Annotated in this window: 13 protein-coding genes and 1 pseudogene; 10 read left to right on the top strand and 4 right to left on the bottom strand. The window is 71.2% G+C overall.

Going from position 1 to position 16,515, the window contains the following annotated elements; genetic code table 11:
• Positions 1–201: 201 nt before the first annotated feature.
• Positions 202–1,086, top strand: a complete 885-nt coding sequence (locus tag ACIQAC_RS12030) for a serine protease (RefSeq protein ID WP_402189533.1) — start codon at positions 202–204, stop codon at positions 1,084–1,086.
• Here the strand turns inward: ACIQAC_RS12030 and ACIQAC_RS12025 are convergent.
• Positions 1,083–2,699 carry an amidohydrolase family protein gene (locus ACIQAC_RS12025; protein ID WP_402189531.1) on the bottom strand — a complete coding sequence of 539 codons (1,617 nt, stop codon included), beginning with the start codon at positions 2,697–2,699 and terminating at the stop codon, positions 1,083–1,085. The genes ACIQAC_RS12030 and ACIQAC_RS12025 overlap by 4 nt on opposite strands.
• A 14-nt stretch (positions 2,700–2,713) precedes the next feature.
• Entirely contained in the window at positions 2,714–4,000 is a 1,287-nt protein-coding gene (locus ACIQAC_RS12020) for an amino acid deaminase (RefSeq protein WP_402189529.1), read from the bottom strand.
• Positions 4,001–4,135: 135 nt separating this feature from the next.
• Here ACIQAC_RS12020 and ACIQAC_RS12015 point away from each other — a divergent pair, with 135 nt between their 5' ends.
• From ACIQAC_RS12015 to ACIQAC_RS11995, 5 genes are all read left to right on the top strand, one after another.
• Complete coding sequence (locus ACIQAC_RS12015; protein ID WP_402189528.1) at positions 4,136–5,191, top strand: sugar kinase; 1,056 nt, start codon at positions 4,136–4,138, stop codon at positions 5,189–5,191.
• Complete coding sequence (locus ACIQAC_RS12010) at positions 5,188–5,955, top strand: IclR family transcriptional regulator (protein WP_402189526.1); 768 nt, start codon at positions 5,188–5,190, stop codon at positions 5,953–5,955. The genes ACIQAC_RS12015 and ACIQAC_RS12010 overlap by 4 nt, the downstream gene beginning before the upstream one ends.
• A complete protein-coding gene (locus tag ACIQAC_RS12005) occupies positions 5,952–6,362 on the top strand; it encodes a RidA family protein (RefSeq protein WP_402189523.1) in 411 nt (136 codons plus the stop codon). Before ACIQAC_RS12010 ends, ACIQAC_RS12005 begins: the two co-directional genes overlap by 4 nt.
• A 152-nt stretch (positions 6,363–6,514) precedes the next feature.
• Positions 6,515–7,999, top strand: coding sequence for a GntP family permease (locus ACIQAC_RS12000; protein ID WP_402189522.1), 1,485 nt, complete (start codon positions 6,515–6,517; stop codon positions 7,997–7,999).
• Between the two features lie 81 nt (positions 8,000–8,080).
• Entirely contained in the window at positions 8,081–8,659 is a 579-nt protein-coding gene (locus ACIQAC_RS11995) for a hypothetical protein (protein WP_402189519.1), read from the top strand.
• A gap of 63 nt (positions 8,660–8,722) precedes the next feature.
• Here ACIQAC_RS11995 and ACIQAC_RS11990 read toward each other — a convergent pair whose 3' ends face one another.
• Positions 8,723–10,078, bottom strand: coding sequence for a M14 family metallopeptidase (locus ACIQAC_RS11990; protein ID WP_402189516.1), 1,356 nt, complete (start codon positions 10,076–10,078; stop codon positions 8,723–8,725).
• A 379-nt stretch (positions 10,079–10,457) separates the two neighbouring features.
• Here ACIQAC_RS11990 and ACIQAC_RS11985 point away from each other — a divergent pair, with 379 nt between their 5' ends.
• The 4 genes and pseudogenes from ACIQAC_RS11985 (at position 10,458) to ACIQAC_RS11970 (ending at position 15,773) form a co-directional block, all read left to right on the top strand.
• Positions 10,458–12,965 (top strand): ATP-binding protein, encoded by a 2,508-nt coding sequence (locus ACIQAC_RS11985; protein ID WP_402189514.1) that lies wholly within the window; start codon positions 10,458–10,460, stop codon positions 12,963–12,965.
• 94 nt (positions 12,966–13,059) lie between these two features.
• On the top strand, positions 13,060–13,986 hold the full coding sequence (locus ACIQAC_RS11980) for an MEDS domain-containing protein (RefSeq protein ID WP_402189513.1): 927 nt from the start codon (positions 13,060–13,062) through the stop codon (positions 13,984–13,986).
• Between the two features lie 110 nt (positions 13,987–14,096).
• A pseudogene (locus tag ACIQAC_RS11975) lies at positions 14,097–14,243 on the top strand (ATP-binding protein); the annotation flags it as partial.
• A 192-nt stretch (positions 14,244–14,435) separates the two neighbouring features.
• On the top strand, positions 14,436–15,773 hold the full coding sequence (locus ACIQAC_RS11970; RefSeq protein WP_402189510.1) for an Nramp family divalent metal transporter: 1,338 nt from the start codon (positions 14,436–14,438) through the stop codon (positions 15,771–15,773).
• 22 nt (positions 15,774–15,795) lie between these two features.
• Here ACIQAC_RS11970 and ACIQAC_RS11965 read toward each other — a convergent pair whose 3' ends face one another.
• Entirely contained in the window at positions 15,796–16,332 is a 537-nt protein-coding gene (locus ACIQAC_RS11965; protein ID WP_402189507.1) for a RidA family protein, read from the bottom strand.
• Between the last annotated feature and the right edge of the window lie 183 nt (positions 16,333–16,515).

Genomic DNA, 16,515 nt, shown 5'->3' with positions numbered 1-16,515 from the left:
GTGAAGATACCATGTACTTCCTGTGTGGCCCCGGTGACCAGCGGCGGAAGCGTCTGTCATGGGGATACCCCTACGCCTCCCGAGGCCTTCTTGTCCCCGACGTCCCTCGCGTCAACAATGTGCATGACAAAGCACTGCATCACCACGCACCGAGCGGCCGGAAGATCTCCGGTCGCTTCGTTCGTACGAGGGGACCCCCACATGAAGAAGCCCCTGCTTGCCGTGTTCGCCGCCCTGGTGGTGACCGGCATTGGCGCGGCGCCCGCGGTCGCCGTCACCCCGGACACCGCCCCCGCCACCCGGGCCGCCCAGCCCGTCCAGGCCACCGCCACCGCCACCGCGCCCGCCGTCCAGGCCGTCTCCTTCGCCGGGACCGTCTCGCTCAGCAACTGTTCCGGGTCCGTGGTGCGGATGCCCGACTCCGCCGACGACGACCCCGCGCTCGTGATGAGCAACGGGCACTGCCTGGAGACCGGGTTCCCCGAGCCCGGGGAGGTCGTTGTCGACCAGGCCTCCACCCGGACCTTCGGGCTGCTCAACTCCGCCGGCACCCGGGTCGCCACCCTGCGCGCCAACAAGATCGCCTACTCGACCATGACCGACACCGATGTGTCCGTCTACCAGCTGACGACCACGTACGCGCAGATCCGCGCCTCCTACGGGATCTCCGCCCTCACCCTCAGCGACACCCGCCCCGCCGCCGGCACCGCCATCAGCGTCGTCTCCGGCTACTGGAAGCGGATATACAACTGCTCGATCGACGGGTTCGCCCACCAGCTCAAGGAGGACGGCTGGACCTGGAAGGACTCCGTCCGCTACACCTCCGCCTGCAACACCATCGGCGGCACCTCCGGCTCGCCCGTCGTCAACCAGGCCACCGGACAGGTCGTCGCCGTCAACAACACCGGCAACGAGAGCGGCCAGCGCTGCACGCTCAACAACCCGTGCGAGGTCGACGCGAGCGGGAACGTCACGGTCCGCCAGGGCATCAACTACGCCCAGCAGACCTACAACATCCCCGCCTGCTTCGGCGTCGACAACAAGCTCGATCTCTTCGCCGCCGGCTGCACCCTGCCCAAGCCCTAACCGGCGGCGCCCACCCGGCGGACCGAGCGGCCCGCCAGTACGTCCGTCCGCCTGCCCTCCTCGATGACGAACCGGCCGTCGATCAGCACGTGTTCGACACCCGTCGGCGGCGTGCGCGGCTGCTCGAACGTCGAGCCCGCCGCGACCGTCGCCGGATCGAAGAGGACCAGGTCGGCGCGGTAGCCCTCGCGGACCGTGCCGCGGTCCGGCAGCCGGAGCCGGGCCGCGGGCCGCGAGGTGAGGTGGGCCACGCAGTCCTCCAGGGTCAGCACACCCAACTCCCGTACGTACCGGCCGAGATACTGCGGGAAGGTGCCGTACGCCCGTGGGTGCGGCTTCGCGCCCTGGAGGATGCCGTCCGAGCCGCCGGTGTGCACCCGGTGGCGCATGATCGCGCGGACGTTCTCCTCGTGGCCGACGTGCTGGAGGATCGTCGGGCCAAGACGGTCCTCCACCAGGAGGCGGTGGGCCGTGGTCCACGGGGACTCCCCGCGGCGCGCCGCCGAGTCGGCGATCGTGCTGCCGACGTACTCCGCCAGCTCCGGGCTCGTCACGCCGGAGATCTCGATCGTCTCCCACTCCACCGGCACCCCGTGGCAGCCGTCCGCGCCGAGCACCTCCAGGTGGTGCCGGATCCGCGCCGACGTCTCCTCGTCCGTGAGCCGGTGCAGGATCCGCTCAGGACCGCCCTCGCTCGCCCAACTCGGCAGCAGCGCCGCCAGGGTGGTGCTGCCGGGGGTGTACGGATAGGTGTCGAGGGTGATGTCCGCGCCGGACGCGAGTGCCTCGTCGAGGAGGGTGAGCAGCTCCGGTGCGCGGCCCTTGTTCACGCCGAAGTTCATGGTGGCGTGGGCCAGGTGCAGCGGACAGTCCGCCTCCCGCGCCAGCGCCACCATCTCCTCGTACGCCTCCAGCGCGCCCGCCCCGTAACTGCGGTGGTGCGGGCAGTAGTAGCCGCCGTACGACGCCACCACCCGGCACAGTTCGGTCAGTTCGGCGTCCTTGGCGTACATGCCCGGGGTGTACGTCAGCCCCGACGACATACCGACCGCGCCCTGCTCCAGGCCCTCCGCGACCAGTTGCCGCATCCGGTCAAGCTCCGCCGGGGTCGCCTCGCGGTCCTCCCAGCCGACCGCGAGCGCGCGGACCGTGCCCTGCGGGATCAGATAGGCCGCGTTGACGGCTGTTCCCCGGTCCAGCCGGTCCAGGTACTCGCCGACCGAACGCCAGTCGAAGTCGATGTCGTCGCCGTACCCGTTCCAGCCGGTGATCGCGCGGCGGACCTCCGCGAGCGTACGGTCGTCGACCGGCGCGTACGACAGCCCGTCCTGGCCGATGACCTCCAGCGTCACACCCTGCGCGGCCTTCGCGCTGTGGTCGGGGTCCCGCAGCAGCGCCAGGTCGCTGTGCGCGTGCATGTCGATGAAACCGGGGGAGAGAACCAGCCCCTCCGCGTCCAACTCCCTGGTCGCCGTGGGGCGTTGGCAGCCCGCCGACGCCGCCTCCTTGACGATCTGGACGATCCTGCCGTCCTCCACGGCCACATCCGCGCGGTAGGCGGGCGCGCCCGTGCCGTCGACGACGTCCGCGTCCCTGATGACGAGCTCTGCCATGGGGTTCCGGCCTCCTAGAAGAACGTACGGATGTAGTCGACGACCGTGCCGTCCGCCTCGGCCACCGGGATCAGCTGCCACTTGTCGAACGACGTGCACGGGTGGGACAGGCCCATACCGAGCCAGTCCCCGACCTCCAGGTCCGCCCCCTCGGCCGTCCGCAGCCAGGCGTGCTGGTCGGACAGGCCCGTCACCTCGATCCCGGTCGCCGCCCGCTCAGGACCGTCCCGCCGCACCACCTGGGCGAACGGCAGATGGAGGTCGTACGCCGCGTCCCGCTTGCCCGCGTTGGCGAACGCCTGCTCCGCCGAGGGCCGCGAGACCACCTGCGCCCACAGCCGGAACGCCGGCTCCAGCGCGCCCTCCTCCGGCACCCGGTTGAACGGCGTCAGCTCGCGGTAGTGCCCGTCGTCGTGCGAGACGTACGCGCCCGAGCGCAGCAACTTCAGTACGGGCTCGGAGAGTTCCGGGATCTCCGCGAACACGTCCGCCACCGCGTCGAACCACGCGCTGCCGCCGGCGCTGACCACGATCTCGTCCAGACCGGCGAACCGCCCCGCCTTGTCGAAGTCCACCGCCAGCGCCACCAGCCGCCGCAGCCACGCGTGCACCCGCTCCGGGTCCGCCCGCGGCACCTCGCCCTCGTAGCCCGCGACCCCGACCAGCCGCAGGGTGTCCACCGCGGCCACGGCGTCGGCCACCGCCGCGCACTCCGCTTCCGTACGCACCCCCGTGCGCGCGCCCTCGCCGGCCGCCAGTTCCACCACCACGTCCACCGGGCGGGCCGACCCGCGCAGCGCCTCGTCCATCAGCGCGACGCCGCGCACGGAGTCGACGTAACAGAGGAAACGGAAGGAGGGGTCCTGGGCGAGTTCGGCGGCGATCCAGCGCAGGGCCGCCGGGTCCACCAGCTCGTTCGCGAGGAAGATCCGCTCGGTGCCGAACGCCCGTGCCACACGGACCTGGTGCGGGACGGCGAGCGTGATGCCCCAGGCGCCGTGCTCGATCTGGCGCCGGAAGAGCTGCGGGGCCATGGACGTCTTGCCGTGCGGGGCGAAGGCGAGGCCGTGGCGGGCGGAGTACGTCTCCATCAGCGCGAGGTTGTGCTCCAGGCGCTCGGCGGACAGGGCCAGCACCGGGGTGGTGAAGCCGCCGGTGAAGAGGTTGCGGCGCTGGGCCGCCAGCTCGCCGACCGTCAGTCCGGCGGCGTCCGGGGGAAGGCCCTTGAAGCGGTGGTCGACGCGCTCCTCGGAGAGCCGGGCGAGCGCCGCGGAGCCGGTGCCGTCGCTGTCGAGGGCCATGGAGCCTCCCTGATCCGGGGTGTTGCATTATGTGCAACGTCCATTGCGTATGTCGCTTACTGCTGTCTAACATCTCGGCCAACGCGGGGTCAACGGAGTCGCCGCCCGCATCAGCGCCGAGGAGCCACCACCATCGTGACCGCCAACGGAGCCACCAACGCCCCCGACGTCGTGGACGTCGTCGCGCTCGGCGAGTCCATGGTCACGTTCCTGCCCACCACACCGGGCCGCCTCGCCGACGTGACGTCCTTCGACCGCGGCATCGGCGGCGCCGAGTCCAACGTCGTCTGCACCCTCGCCGCCGCCGGACACGCCGTGCGCTGGGTCGGCCGGGTCGGCGCGGACGCCTTCGGCGACCATCTGGTGGCCGCGATCGGCGCGTACGGCGTGGACGTCTCCGCCGTCCGCCGCGACCCCGGCCGGCACACCGGCATCTACTTCCGCACCGCCGGCGACCGCTCCACCGACGCCCATGAGGTGGCGTACTACCGCGCGGGCTCCGCGGCGTCCGCGATGTCCGTGGCCAACGTGGACGCGGCCGCGGTGGGCGCCGGGCGGATCCTGCACCTCTCCGGGATCACGGCGGCGCTCTCCCCGGACTGCCTGCACCTGCTGCGCACGCTGACGGCTCCGCGCCCCGGGCGCCCGCTGATCTCCTTCGACGTCAACCACCGGGCCCGCCTGTGGCACTCCGCCACCGACGCCCCCGCCGTCCTCCTGGACCTGGCCCGCACGGCCGACATCGTCTTCGTCGGCCTGGACGAGGCCGAGGAGACGTGGGGGGTGACGGGCGGCGCGGACCAGATCCGCGAACTCCTGCCCGAGCCGGGGGTGCTGGTGGTCAAGGACGGCGGGAGGGGCGCGACGGCCCACGTCCACGCCGAACCCCGGACCACCTTCGCCCCGGCCCCCAGGGTCACCGTCACCGCCGCGACCGGCGCCGGCGACGCCTTCGCCGCGGGCTTCCTCTCCGGCACCCTCCGCAACCTCCCCGTCGGGGAACGGCTCAGACACGGCCACCTCATGGCCGCAGCCGCCCTCACCGTCCCCGGCGACCTGGCCACACCCCCCTCCCGCGCCCTCGCCGACCGCCTCGCCGCTCTCGACGACCAAGCCTGGGAGACACTTCGACTCGGCCCCGGCTGGACAGCCGCCGACGACCGGGCCGACGAGGAGGTACGCACACCATGAGCCAGACCGTCGACCGCGCGCTGAGCATCCTGCCGCTGCTCGCCGAGGGCCCCGCCGACCTCGGCAAGGTCGCCGAGCGGCTCGGCGTCCACAAGTCCACCGCGCTCCGCCTCCTGCGCACCCTGCACGAGCACGGCTTCGTCTACCGCCAGTCCGACCAGCGCTACCGCCTCGGCGCCCGCCTGTTCGCGCTCGCCCAGGAGGCGATGGAGAACCTGGACATCCGCGAGATCGCGCACAGCCACCTCGTACGCCTCAACGAGGCCTGTGGTCACACCGTCCACCTCGCCGTCTACGAGGAGAACGAGGTGCTCTACATCGACAAGGTGGAGAGCCGCTACCCGGTGCGTATGTACTCGCGGATCGGCAAGCCCGTCGCCATCACGGTCGCCGCCGTCGCCAAGCTGCTGCTCGCCGACCTCCCCGAGCCCGACCGCCGCGCCCTCGCGGAGAAGCTCGACTACCCCATGTACACGGCCCGTTCGACACCCAACGCGCCCGCGTTCCTGCGCGAGCTGGAGAAGGTGCGCGAACAGGGCTGGGCCACCGACCTCGGTGGCCACGAGGAGTCCATCAACTGCGTCGGCGCCCCGATCCGCGGCGCGGACGGCCGGGTCGTCGCCGCCATGTCGGTGTCCGCGCCCAACGTCGTCGTGACCGCCGACGAACTCCTCACCCTGCTCCCGCTCGTGCGCCGCACCGCGGACGCCGTCAGCGGCGAGTACTCAGGCAGAACACCGATCAAGGAAGCCGGAAACGGATGACCGAGAAGACCGCCCTCACCCCCAAGACCCACACCACCCCGCCCGCGAAGTTCTCGCACGGTGTCCGCAAGGGGAACATCCTCCAGGTCGCCGGCCAGGTCGGCTTCCTTCCCGCCGTCGAGGGGCAGCCCCCGACACCGGCCGGCCCCACCCTGCGCGAGCAGACCCTCCAGACCCTCGCCAACGTCAAGGCGATCCTGGAGGAGGGCGGCGCGAGCTGGGACGACGTGCTGATGATCCGCGTCTACCTCACCGACGTCGACCACTTCGCCGAGATGAACGGCATCTACAACACCTACTTCGAGGAGCAGGGCCTCACCGCCCCGCCCGCCGCGCGCACGACCGTCTACGTCGGTCTGCCGGCCGGACTGCTCATCGAGATCGACGCGCTCGCCGTACTCGGCTGACGCACCCGGCACGACTCCCGTACGGCCCCCGTACGGCCCCCGTACGACTCCCCACCCGGCACGGCATCCGCGACCGCCTCACAGCGCACCGGACGCCGTGCCGCGATCCCCCCTGCCCGAAAGCCCCATGCATTTAGCCAGAGGACCACCGCATGTCCCCCATATCCGCTCAACTCGCCGCCGACGCGCCCGCGACCCCACCCCACACCGGCGGCCTGCTCCTGCTCGTCGACGGCACCGCGGGCCTGCTCACGGTCGCCGCGCTCGGTATCGCCCTGCTGCTCTTCCTGATCATCAAGGTCCGCCTCCAGCCGTTCGTCGCGCTGCTCGCGGTCTCCATCGCCGTCGGCCTGGCGGCCGGCCTCTCGGTCACCGAGCTCTTCGGCACCGTCCAGCGCTCCGACGCCGTCTCCACCATCGAGTCCGGCATGGGCGGCATCCTCGGCCATGTCGCGATCATCATCGGCCTGGGCACCATGCTCGGCGCGATCCTCGAAGTCAGCGGCGGCGCCCAGGTGCTGGCGTCCAGACTGCTCGGTCTGTTCGGCGAGAAGCGCGCCCCGCTCGCCATGGGCCTCACCGGCCTGATCTTCGGTATCCCGGTCTTCTTCGACGTCGGCATCTTCGTCCTCGCGCCGATCGTCTACGCCGCCGCCAAGCGCTCCGGCAAGTCGATCCTGCTCTACTGCCTGCCCCTGCTGGCCGGCCTCTCCATGACCCACGCCTTCCTGCCCCCGCACCCGGGCCCGGTCGCCGCCGCCGGTCTGCTCCACGTGGACCTCGGCTGGGTCATCCTCATGGGCATCGTCTGCGGTATCCCGGCCGTCCTGGCCGCCTGGGTGTTCTCCGCCTGGATCGGCCGCCGGATCTTCGTGCCGGTCCCGCAGGACATGCTGGAGGCGGCCGAGGAGGCCAAGGAGTCGGTCCTCGCCGAACAGCGTGCCGGCGGCGTCGAGCCCCGCGAGGCACCGGTCGCCCTGGGTACGGTTCTGGCCATCATCGGTACGCCGCTGATCCTGATCCTCGCGGCCACCTTCTCCTCGATCGCCCTCGACCCGTCCACACTCCGCTCGGTGATCGAGTTCTTCGGCCACCCGTTCGTGGCCCTGACCATCGCCCTGCTGCTCGCCTACTACGTCCTCGGCATCCGGCGCGGCTGGTCCCGCCGCTCCCTGGAGACGGTCTCCACGTCCTCCCTGAAGCCGGTCGGCAACATCCTGCTGGTCGTCGGCGCGGGCGGCGTCTTCGGCGCCGTACTGAAGGCGAGCGGGGTGGCCCAGGCGCTGTCCGACACCTTCAACGACGTCGGCCTCCCGGTCCTGGTCCTGGCCTATCTGATCTCCCTGGTCCTGCGGGTCGCGCAGGGCTCGGCGACGGTCGCCATCGTCACCACGGCCGGCATCGTGGCCCCGCTGCTCGCCGAGGGCGACCACTCGCAGCCCTTCGTCGCGCTGGTCATCATGGCGATCTCGGCCGGCTCGATCTTCGCCTCGCACGTCAACGACGGCGGCTTCTGGATCGTCGCCAAGTACTTCGGCATCACCGAACGGGACACCCTCAAGACCTGGACCGTCCTGGAATCGGTGCTCTCGGTGGCCGGATTCGCGGTGGCCGCGGTCCTGAGCGTCTTCGTCTAGCCGGTCCGCAAGGCGAGATTCGTATAACGAAGTAGGGGCTGGCTGTCTCTGACACAGGTTCGTCGACCATACTGCGGGGCTGTGGAGCAGCAACGCATAGGTACGAGCAGTCAGCCCCTGGACGCCGGTGTGAACCCGGCGCACATCCCCGGGCTCACGTCGCCCGCGCCGGCGGAGCCGGAGGACGCGGTCGAGGAGGCGGCGGAGACGGCCGCCGCCGAGTCCGCCGACGACGGTGCCTCCGAGGAGGCGGCCCCCGAAGCGGTGGACGAGTCCGAGGCGGAACCGGACAAGGACGAGGACGAGGAGGCGGACACGGACGAGGCCGACGGCCCCGTGTTCGAGGCCGCCGACCGTCGCGCCCGGATCGTCGCCGACGCGGCGGGCGTACGCCTCAGCCTCGACGAGGAGCGGTGTGAGTTCCGCTGGGACGAGATCGGCGCGATCGAGACCGAGTCACCACGCTTCGGCAAGCGGTTCACCGTGACGGTGCACACGCCCGACCGGCGCTGGTACCCGATCGAGATCGAGGCCGGGTCCAAGTCGGACCACAAGGAGTGGGACGAACAACTGGACGCGGTCCTGGACGCCTACTTCGAGGAAGACGAGCAGAACGAGCAGAACGAGAAGAACGAGAAGGTCGAGGAAGACGCGGTGTAGGGGCGCGGGGAACTGCGCGACCGGCCACGACGGACCCACAGTTCCCCACGCACCGGATGCCGCCTAGGCGCAGTACTGGGCCTGCTTCCCGATGGACCGGTACATGCAGTCCGCGTTCTCCAGCAGTTGCAGCACCGCGTCCCGGTTCCGCGAGGTCTCCCGCTCGATCACCTCGTCGGGCGGGTAGAACCCGCCCCCGCCGGCCGACCCCGGATACATCTCGAAGGTGTACCCGAAGATCTTCTGGTTGCCCCACAGCCAGTCGTCTATGGACCCGTCGGTGATGTACAGGTCACTGGACTGCTCCGGCGTGTAGCCGTTGCTGGCGGCCATCTTCTGCCCGACCGCGGCGAAGGCGTTGCGGTCGTCGGCGGTCATGCCGGCCGCCGTGTCCGAGTACGTGTACCCGTACGGCCACAGCACCAGCTCGCTGTACGTGTGGAAGTCCACGCCCGCCGTGATCTGCTGCCTCCCGCCGACCACCCGGCTGCGCACGAAGTCGGCGACGACCTTCACCTCGGGCGCCGACTCGGCGGACGGCCCGCGGTAGGTCTCGGAGGATGTCGAGCCGGACGAGCCGCCGCAGCAGCCGAAGCGGTAGTTCCAGTTGCGGTTGAGGTCCGTACCGACGTACGAGGAACCGGAGTTGGGCTGCCGGTTCTTGCGCCACGAACGGTAGGAGCCGCTCGCGATGTCGTACTCGCCGCCGTCCGGGTTGACGTCCGGCACGATCCAGATCTCGCGGCCGTTGACCATGTTGGTCACCCGGGAGTCGGTGCCGTAGTCGGACGTCAGCTCGCGCAGCAGGTACAGCGCCATCTCGACGGTGAGGTGCTCACGGGCGTGCTGGTGGTGGGTGAACAGCACCTCCGGCTCGGCCTCGTCGCTCGCCACGTTGTCGCTGATCTTGACGGCGACGATGTTCCGGCCCTGGTAGGAGCGGCCGATGACCCGCTGGCTCGCGATCGACGGGTTGGCCGAGACGAGCGAGTTGATCTCGTTCGTCATCTCCGTGTAGTTGTGATAGCGCGAGTCCGCGGACGGGAAGTCGAGCAGCCGTACGTCGTCCTCGCCGGCCGAGCGGTCGGGGGCGGCGCCGAGCAGGGTGACCTCGTAGCCGAGCGAGCGCAGCTTCTTGATCTGGTCGGCGCGGCCGGAGACCACAACGCCGTGCTGGTCGGCCTCGTCGACGGTGACGCCGGCCTGCTGGATCGCCGTACGGTCCGCGGCCGTCGAGTGGATGTGGACCTCGTACTGGCGGATGTCGTCCGCGGAGGCCTTCGGCCTGCTCGCGCCGTCGGCGGTGGCGCTGGTCGCGGTCGCCGAGACGGGGGCGGCGAGGGCGAGGGCCAGCAGTACGGCGAGTCCGGCCTTGCGTCTGCCGTTGCCGGCGCCTGAGCCTCGTATGCGAAGTCGCATGAAATCTCCTTGGTTCTCCAGGAATTCCGGGATCTCCGGAAGTGGGGAGTGGAGCGGGGGGTGGTTCTTTCTGTGCGTCTTCTGTGCGGCGTGCGGGTGGTGGCGCTCATCGTGGAGTGATGGCATGACCAGGTCAAGAGTGGGGGGTGGGGCGCGTGGCCGGAACCGCGCTCTCCCCGACGCTCCCCGCGCGCTCGGACGGCCGCGAAGTGTACGTGGCGCGGGCCCTCTCACATGCGCTGACAGGCGAAGTACACCCAGGGGTGTGACCCCGACGTGCATATATGTGAGGCCCGGGAGAGGGTGGACACTCCGCGCAAGGGGAGCCCCGTTCTCCACTCCGGCTTCCCGCACCCCCATCCCAGAGGACAGGCTGATCATGGGCGGATCAGCACCACGGCGGGACGGCCGGATCCCGGTCGAGACGACCAGCTTCGTCGACCGCCGCACCGAACAGACCGAAGGCCGCGAGCTGTTGGCCAGGGCGCGGCTGGTCACCCTGACCGGTCCGGGCGGCGTCGGCAAGACCCGGCTGGCCGCCCGGATCGCGGCCCGCGTCGAACGGGCCTTCCCCGACGGCGTGCGCTTCGTGCACCTCTCCGGACTGCACGACCCGGCGCTCGTGCCGCTCGCAGCCGCCGACGCGCTCGGTCTGCACGACCACTCCGAACAGCCGGTCCTCGACGCGCTCGTGGAGCAGGTCCGCGACCGCCGGCTGCTGCTCGTCGTCGACAACTGCGAGCATCTGCCGGACGCCTGCGCCGAACTCGCCGCCGCCCTGCTGCACGGCACCACCGGCGTCCGGATCCTCGCCACCAGCCGCCGGCGCCTCGGCCTCACGGAGGAACACCTCCTGGAGGTACGGCCGTTGCCCGTCCCCGACCCGGACGGCGACCTCGCCGCCCGCCCCGGACCCGCGCTCACCCTCTTCGCCGACCGGGCCGCCGCCGTCGTCCCCGGATTCCGGCTCACCGCCGCCAACCGCCCCGCCGTGGCCCGCCTCTGCCGCCGCCTCGACGGACTGCCCCTCGCCATCGAACTCGCCGCCGTGCGGATGCGTGTCCTCGGCGTCGAGCAGCTCATCGAGCGCCTCGACGACCGCTACCGGCTGCTCACCACCGGCAGCCCCGCCGTGCTGCCCCGCCACCAGACCCTGCGGGCCGCGGTCGACTGGAGCCACGAACTGTGCACCCCGCAGGAGCAGTTGGTGTGGGCGCGGGCGAGTGTGCTGGCGGGCGGCTTCGACCTCGCGGCGGCGGAGGCGGTCTGCGCCGACACCGGTGACGCAGGCTTGTCCGGTGACGGCGGTGACGAGTGCTTGTCCGGTGACGGCGGTGACGCGGGCTCGTCCGGCGACATCGGTGACGCGGGCTTGTCCGGTGACGGCGGGTGGCTCCGGCCTTACGACGTCCTCGAAGCCGTCGCCGGGCTCGTCGACAAGTCCGTGCTGTGCCGTGAACCCGGGCCCGGCGGGGTCCGCTACCGGCTCCTCGACACCCTGCGCCACTACGGCCTGGAGAAGCTGCGCGCCCGGCCCGGCGAGGAGAGCGCCGCCCGCCGCCGCCAACTGGACTGGGTCCAGCGGCTGGCCGCCGACTGCGAACGCGGGTGGTTCGGCCCCGGCCAGCCGGAGACCGTCGCGCGGCTCAGGGCGGACCAGGACAACCTCCGAGCAGCGCTGGCCTTCGCCCTCGCGGGCCCGGGGGATTCCTGCGGTGGCCGCGATGCCCCGGTCCCGGTCCCGGTCCCGGCCCCGGGTGACGCGAGTACGACGCCGCCCGGTGCCCCCCGCGACCCCCTCGCCGCTCTCCGGCTGGCCGGCACCCTGTGGTTCTACTGGCATGCCTGCGGTGCCCCGCGCGAGGGCCGTTACTGGCTCGACCGTGCTCTCGAAGCCAGCCCCGGGCCGACCCGCGAACGTGCCCGCGCGCTCTGGACGTCCGCCCTGCTCGCCGTCTGCCCCGAGGACCTCACCCGGGGCCGCCGGCGGGCCGAGGAGGCCCGGGAACTCGCCCTGAGTCTCGGCGACCTGGCGGAGGCCGCGCACGCCGAGTACGCCATCGGTGTCGTGGGTCTGTTCAGCGACGACCTCACGGCCGCCCTGGAACACTTCCGGGCCACCGTCGCCCGGGGCCGCGTACCCGGCCAGCACCTCAGCCTCGTAGGACTCGACCGCGTCGAACTCGCCTGCGCGCTCGCCTTCCTGGGCCATCCCGACCAGGCCATCGCCGTCTGCGAGGAGACCCGGCGGCTGTGCGAACGGCACGGCGACGAATGGGTGCTGTCCTACGTCCTGCGGATCCTCGCCCTCGCCTACGCCGGCAAGGACGACCTCCCCCGGGCCGAACGGCACGCGCGCGAGGCGCTGCGCCTCAAGCGGGCCGTCCACGACGTGCTGGGCAGCGGCCTCACCCTCGACCTGCTCGCCCGGATCGCCTGCCAGAGCGGGGCGTACGAGCGCGCGGCGGTCCTGCTCGGCGGCGCCGACCGCGTCTGGGCCGACGTGGACCGCAACCGCTGGGGCTCCGACGCCCTCAACTCCGCCCGCCGCGAGGTCGAGAGCCGCACCCGCGAGGCCGTCGGCGTGGACGCCTTCCGGCGGGCGTACGACCACGGCGGCTCGCTCGGCCTGGAGGAGATCGTCGCCCATGCCCTGGACGAACGCAGACCCGAGCCGACCGCCGCGCCCCCGGCGTACGTCACCCCGCTCACCCGGCGTGAGAACGAGGTCGCGCGGCTCGTCGCCGAGGGGCTCGCCAACCAGCAGATCGCCGACCGTCTGGTCATCGCCCGCCGCACCGCCGAGGGACATGTCGAACGCATCCTCAGCAAACTCGGCTTCTCCAGCCGGAGCCAGATCGCGGCCTGGGTGACGGCACAGCGCTGACGTACAGCCCCGTTCGCCCGAGTTCACCGAACCGAACCGAACCGAACTGAACCGAACCGAACCGCACCGCACCACAACGCCAGCTGGGGGAACCATGAGCACGCGCACCCGACCCGACGCCGGCCACGGCCCGTTCGACCACCGCATGGCGGTCTTCGACACGGACGAGGAGTTCCTGAAGGCGGCGCTGCCCTTCCTGACCGAGGCCCTCGCGGCCCCCGACGAGCCCTCGCCGGTGGCGATCGTCGCCCCGGCCCGCCTCGCCCTCCTGCGGGACGCCCTCGACCAGGACCCGCCCGTCACCCTGATCCCGCACACCGACTGGTACACCGGCACGGCCGCCAACGCGATATCCCGCGCCGCCGGTTACCTCGCCGAGCACGCCGGCCCCGGCGGTCGCCTGCACCTCCTCATGGAGCCCGACTGGGGCGGACGCGCGGGCAGTTCGGCCCGCGAGAGCACCGAGTGGATCCGCTACGAGTCCCTCGCCAACCTCCTCTTCGCGCCGCTCGCGACCACCGCCCTGTGCGTCTACGACACCCGCACCGCGGGCCGGGCCGTGATCGCCGAGGCCCGCCGCGCGCACCCGGACACCGGCGTCTACGAGGACCCGTACCGCCTCACCGCCGAACTGGACGCGGCCGTACCACTGCCCCCGCCGCCGGGGGACGCGCAGGCCGTACCGGTGCCCGAGGTGGCCGCCTGGGCCGGCGCCCGCGGACTCGGCCCGGCCGACGCCGCACTCCTCGGGGCGGCCGTCGCCGAGGCGGCCGCAGAGCTGGCCACCCCGTCCCCGGCCGTGCTCGCCTGGGGCACGGCACCGGCGTGTGTGTGCGAGCTGCGGGTGCCGCGCCGCGTCGGCGACCCGCTGGTGGGCTTCGTACCCCCGCGGGGCGCTCTGGGGCCGGAGCGGGGGCAGGGGCTGTGGTTCGCCCGGCAGGTGTGCGCGTACGTGGATGTGCGGGACGGGGCGGGGGAGGGACAGGGGGCGGGGGCCACGGTCCGGTTGCAGTACGGGTAGGACGGGACCGGTAGTGGGTGCGGGTACGGGTGGCGGGGCGCAGGTAGTGATTGGGGTAGTCCTCCCCGTGCCGCGCGTGAGCCGGGCGGCCACCCTGGAGCCGTGCTTCAGCTCTCCGGTCGGAGAGCGGTCGCGGGATGTTCCTCGTGGCCGCGTTCGCCCGGCGCTGGGGCTGTCAGCAGGACGGGCCGGGCAAGACCGTCCGGTTCGAGCTCGGCACGTGCGCGTGCGACGGCTGCGGTCGGCGACAGCCGTAGGACACGCGACCCCAGCGGGGCCCCGGTGGCATGCCCGGCCGCCGGGGCCCGTGCGCGTGCTCACCCCGTACGCCTCGGCCGGAGCGACCCGACCCCCGGCGTCTCATTCGTGCCGGTTTGGCTGAGCACATCGAGTGAAGATCGCCGCAGGCCCTCTTGTCGGCCCGTGACCTTTGCGCTTACTTGACGTTCATGGCCGACACCACGGGAAACACCTCGGAGACAGTGACCCCCGACGATCCGAAGAGCGGCCCGCGCAAATCCAGTTGGCGCTACATCGGACCCGGCATCGTGGTCGCCGCCACCGGCGTCGGCGCCGGTGACCTGGTGGCCACCCTCATCGCGGGCAGCAACTTCGGCTACACCCTCCTGTGGGCGGCCGTGATCGGCTGCCTGGTGAAGATCTCCCTCGCGGAGGCGGCCGGCCGCTGGCATCTCTCCACGGGCCGCACCCTGTTCGACGGCTGGGCGAGCCTCGGCCGCTGGACGACCTGGTTCTTCGCGGTCTACGTGGTGATCTGGGGCTTCGTCTACGGCGCCGCGGCGATGTCGTCGAGCGCGCTGCCGCTCCAGGCGCTGTTCCCGGACGTGATGGACCTGGAGTGGTGGGGCATCGCTTGCGGTCTGGTGGGCCTGGTCTTCGTCTGGTTCAACAAGTACTCGGTGTTCGAGAAGGTCATGACGGTCCTGGTGGGCGTCATGTTCGTGGTGACGGTGTACCTGGCGATCAGGGTGACCCCGAACCTGGGCGAGGCCTTCGCCGGACTGCTGCCCGTACTGCCCGACGAGAAGGACTCGATCCTCAACACGCTGGGCCTGATCGGCGGCGTCGGCGGCACCATCACGCTTGCCGCGTACGGCTACTGGGTCAACGCGAAGGGCTGGACGAACACCGGCTGGATGAAGGTCATGCGCCTCGACAACCGGGTCGCGTACATCACCACCGGCATCTTCGTCGTCTCGATGCTCTTCGTCGGCGCGGAACTCCTGCACTCCGCGAACGTGGCCATCGCCAGCGGCGACAAGGGCCTGATCCAGCTGGGCGACATCCTGGAGGACGAGTACGGCACGGCGACCGCGAAGTTCTTCCTCATCGGCTTCTTCGCGACGTCCTTCACGTCCCTGATCGGCGTGTGGCACGGCGTGAGCCTGATGTTCGCGGACTTCGTGGCCCGGTACGCGAACAAGGGCGACGGCGACGCGACCGAACTGCGCGGCGACGCGGTCGCGTCCGGCGCCCGCGAGCGCTCCTGGTCCTTCCGCGTCTACCTCCTGTGGCTGACCTTCCCCCCGATGGTCCTGCTCTTCCAGGGCGAGCCCTTCCGCCTGGTCATCATCTACGGCGTACTGGGCGCCGCGTTCCTGCCGTTCCTGGCGGGAACGCTGCTCTGGCTCCTCAACTCGCCCCGCACCCCACGGGAATGGCGCAGCGGCGCCGTCAGCAACACGATGCTCGTGATCGCGGGCCTGCTGTTCCTGGCCCTGTGCGTCAAGCAGATCTGGGACCAGCCGTGGTCGGAGTTCTTCTGATCCGAGAGCCCTCTGACGTCCGCTAGGGCAACGCCCTGCACGCGGTGACCTCGATCTCGATCATGAGTCCGGGCTGGAGCAGTTGCTGGACCTGGAGCGTGGTCGAGGTCGGGAAAGGCCCGCTGCCGTAGATGTTCTTGCGATAGGGCAGGGCCTCGACGAGGGCGGCCATGTCGGTGACGTACATGTTCTCGCGGACGACATGACGGAAATCGAGCGAGTATTTGGCGAGGCTTTCCTTGACGCGGGCGTAGACGAATTTCATCTGGGCGCCGAGATCGCCGGAGGAAACCGGGTTGAAGTCCTTGTCGAGGGCGGCTGTTCCGGAGAGCCATATGGTGTTGTCCACGCGGACGCCCTGGGAGAATCCGAGGGATTTCTGCTGGGCTTCCCAGTAGTAGAAGAGATCGGTACGGCTCGGAGCCGCCGAGGCCTCGGACGCCCCGAGCTGACCGGCGATCGCGGCCGCTCCGGCGACTCCGGCGCCGGTCAGAAGGCGACGACGGAGAACCCGTCTGTCGTCGGAATCGTCCGAGGTGAACTCGTTCTGAGCGTTCATCTGAATGCCTCTCCGTGCAGAGGAATAGAACCAGGATCACGCTGACGCTGCGGAGCGTAGGACACGTCAGAAACCCCCGTCAAGAAGGAAGTTGCCTCGGGAAATCTACGGTGGATATCGTGCCGGGATTCGCGATTTCCAGCACGAATTGGTGCCCCTGTTGCGGCGCGGATTCACTGGAGC

This window comes from Streptomyces sp. NPDC088387, assembly GCF_044753385.1.
Taxonomy (GTDB): domain Bacteria; phylum Actinomycetota; class Actinomycetes; order Streptomycetales; family Streptomycetaceae; genus Streptomyces.
This window is presented reverse-complemented; position numbering and strand designations above follow the sequence as displayed.

Excerpts from the sequence above, each read along its gene's own strand:
- ACIQAC_RS12030 (WP_402189533.1), top strand. The coding sequence starts at position 202 with ATGAAGAAGCCCCTGCTTGCCGTGTTCGCCGCCCTGGTGGTGACCGGC.
- ACIQAC_RS12025 (WP_402189531.1), bottom strand. The coding sequence starts at position 2,699 with ATGGCAGAGCTCGTCATCAGGGACGCGGACGTCGTCGACGGCACGGGC.
- ACIQAC_RS12020 (WP_402189529.1), bottom strand. The coding sequence starts at position 4,000 with ATGGCCCTCGACAGCGACGGCACCGGCTCCGCGGCGCTCGCCCGGCTC.
- ACIQAC_RS12010 (WP_402189526.1), top strand. The coding sequence starts at position 5,188 with ATGAGCCAGACCGTCGACCGCGCGCTGAGCATCCTGCCGCTGCTCGCC.
- ACIQAC_RS12005 (WP_402189523.1), top strand. The coding sequence starts at position 5,952 with ATGACCGAGAAGACCGCCCTCACCCCCAAGACCCACACCACCCCGCCC.
- ACIQAC_RS12000 (WP_402189522.1), top strand. The coding sequence starts at position 6,515 with ATGTCCCCCATATCCGCTCAACTCGCCGCCGACGCGCCCGCGACCCCA.
- ACIQAC_RS11990 (WP_402189516.1), bottom strand. The coding sequence starts at position 10,078 with ATGCGACTTCGCATACGAGGCTCAGGCGCCGGCAACGGCAGACGCAAG.
- ACIQAC_RS11985 (WP_402189514.1), top strand. The coding sequence starts at position 10,458 with ATGGGCGGATCAGCACCACGGCGGGACGGCCGGATCCCGGTCGAGACG.
- ACIQAC_RS11980 (WP_402189513.1), top strand. The coding sequence starts at position 13,060 with ATGAGCACGCGCACCCGACCCGACGCCGGCCACGGCCCGTTCGACCAC.
- ACIQAC_RS11970 (WP_402189510.1), top strand. The coding sequence starts at position 14,436 with ATGGCCGACACCACGGGAAACACCTCGGAGACAGTGACCCCCGACGAT.
- ACIQAC_RS11965 (WP_402189507.1), bottom strand. The coding sequence starts at position 16,332 with ATGAACGCTCAGAACGAGTTCACCTCGGACGATTCCGACGACAGACGG.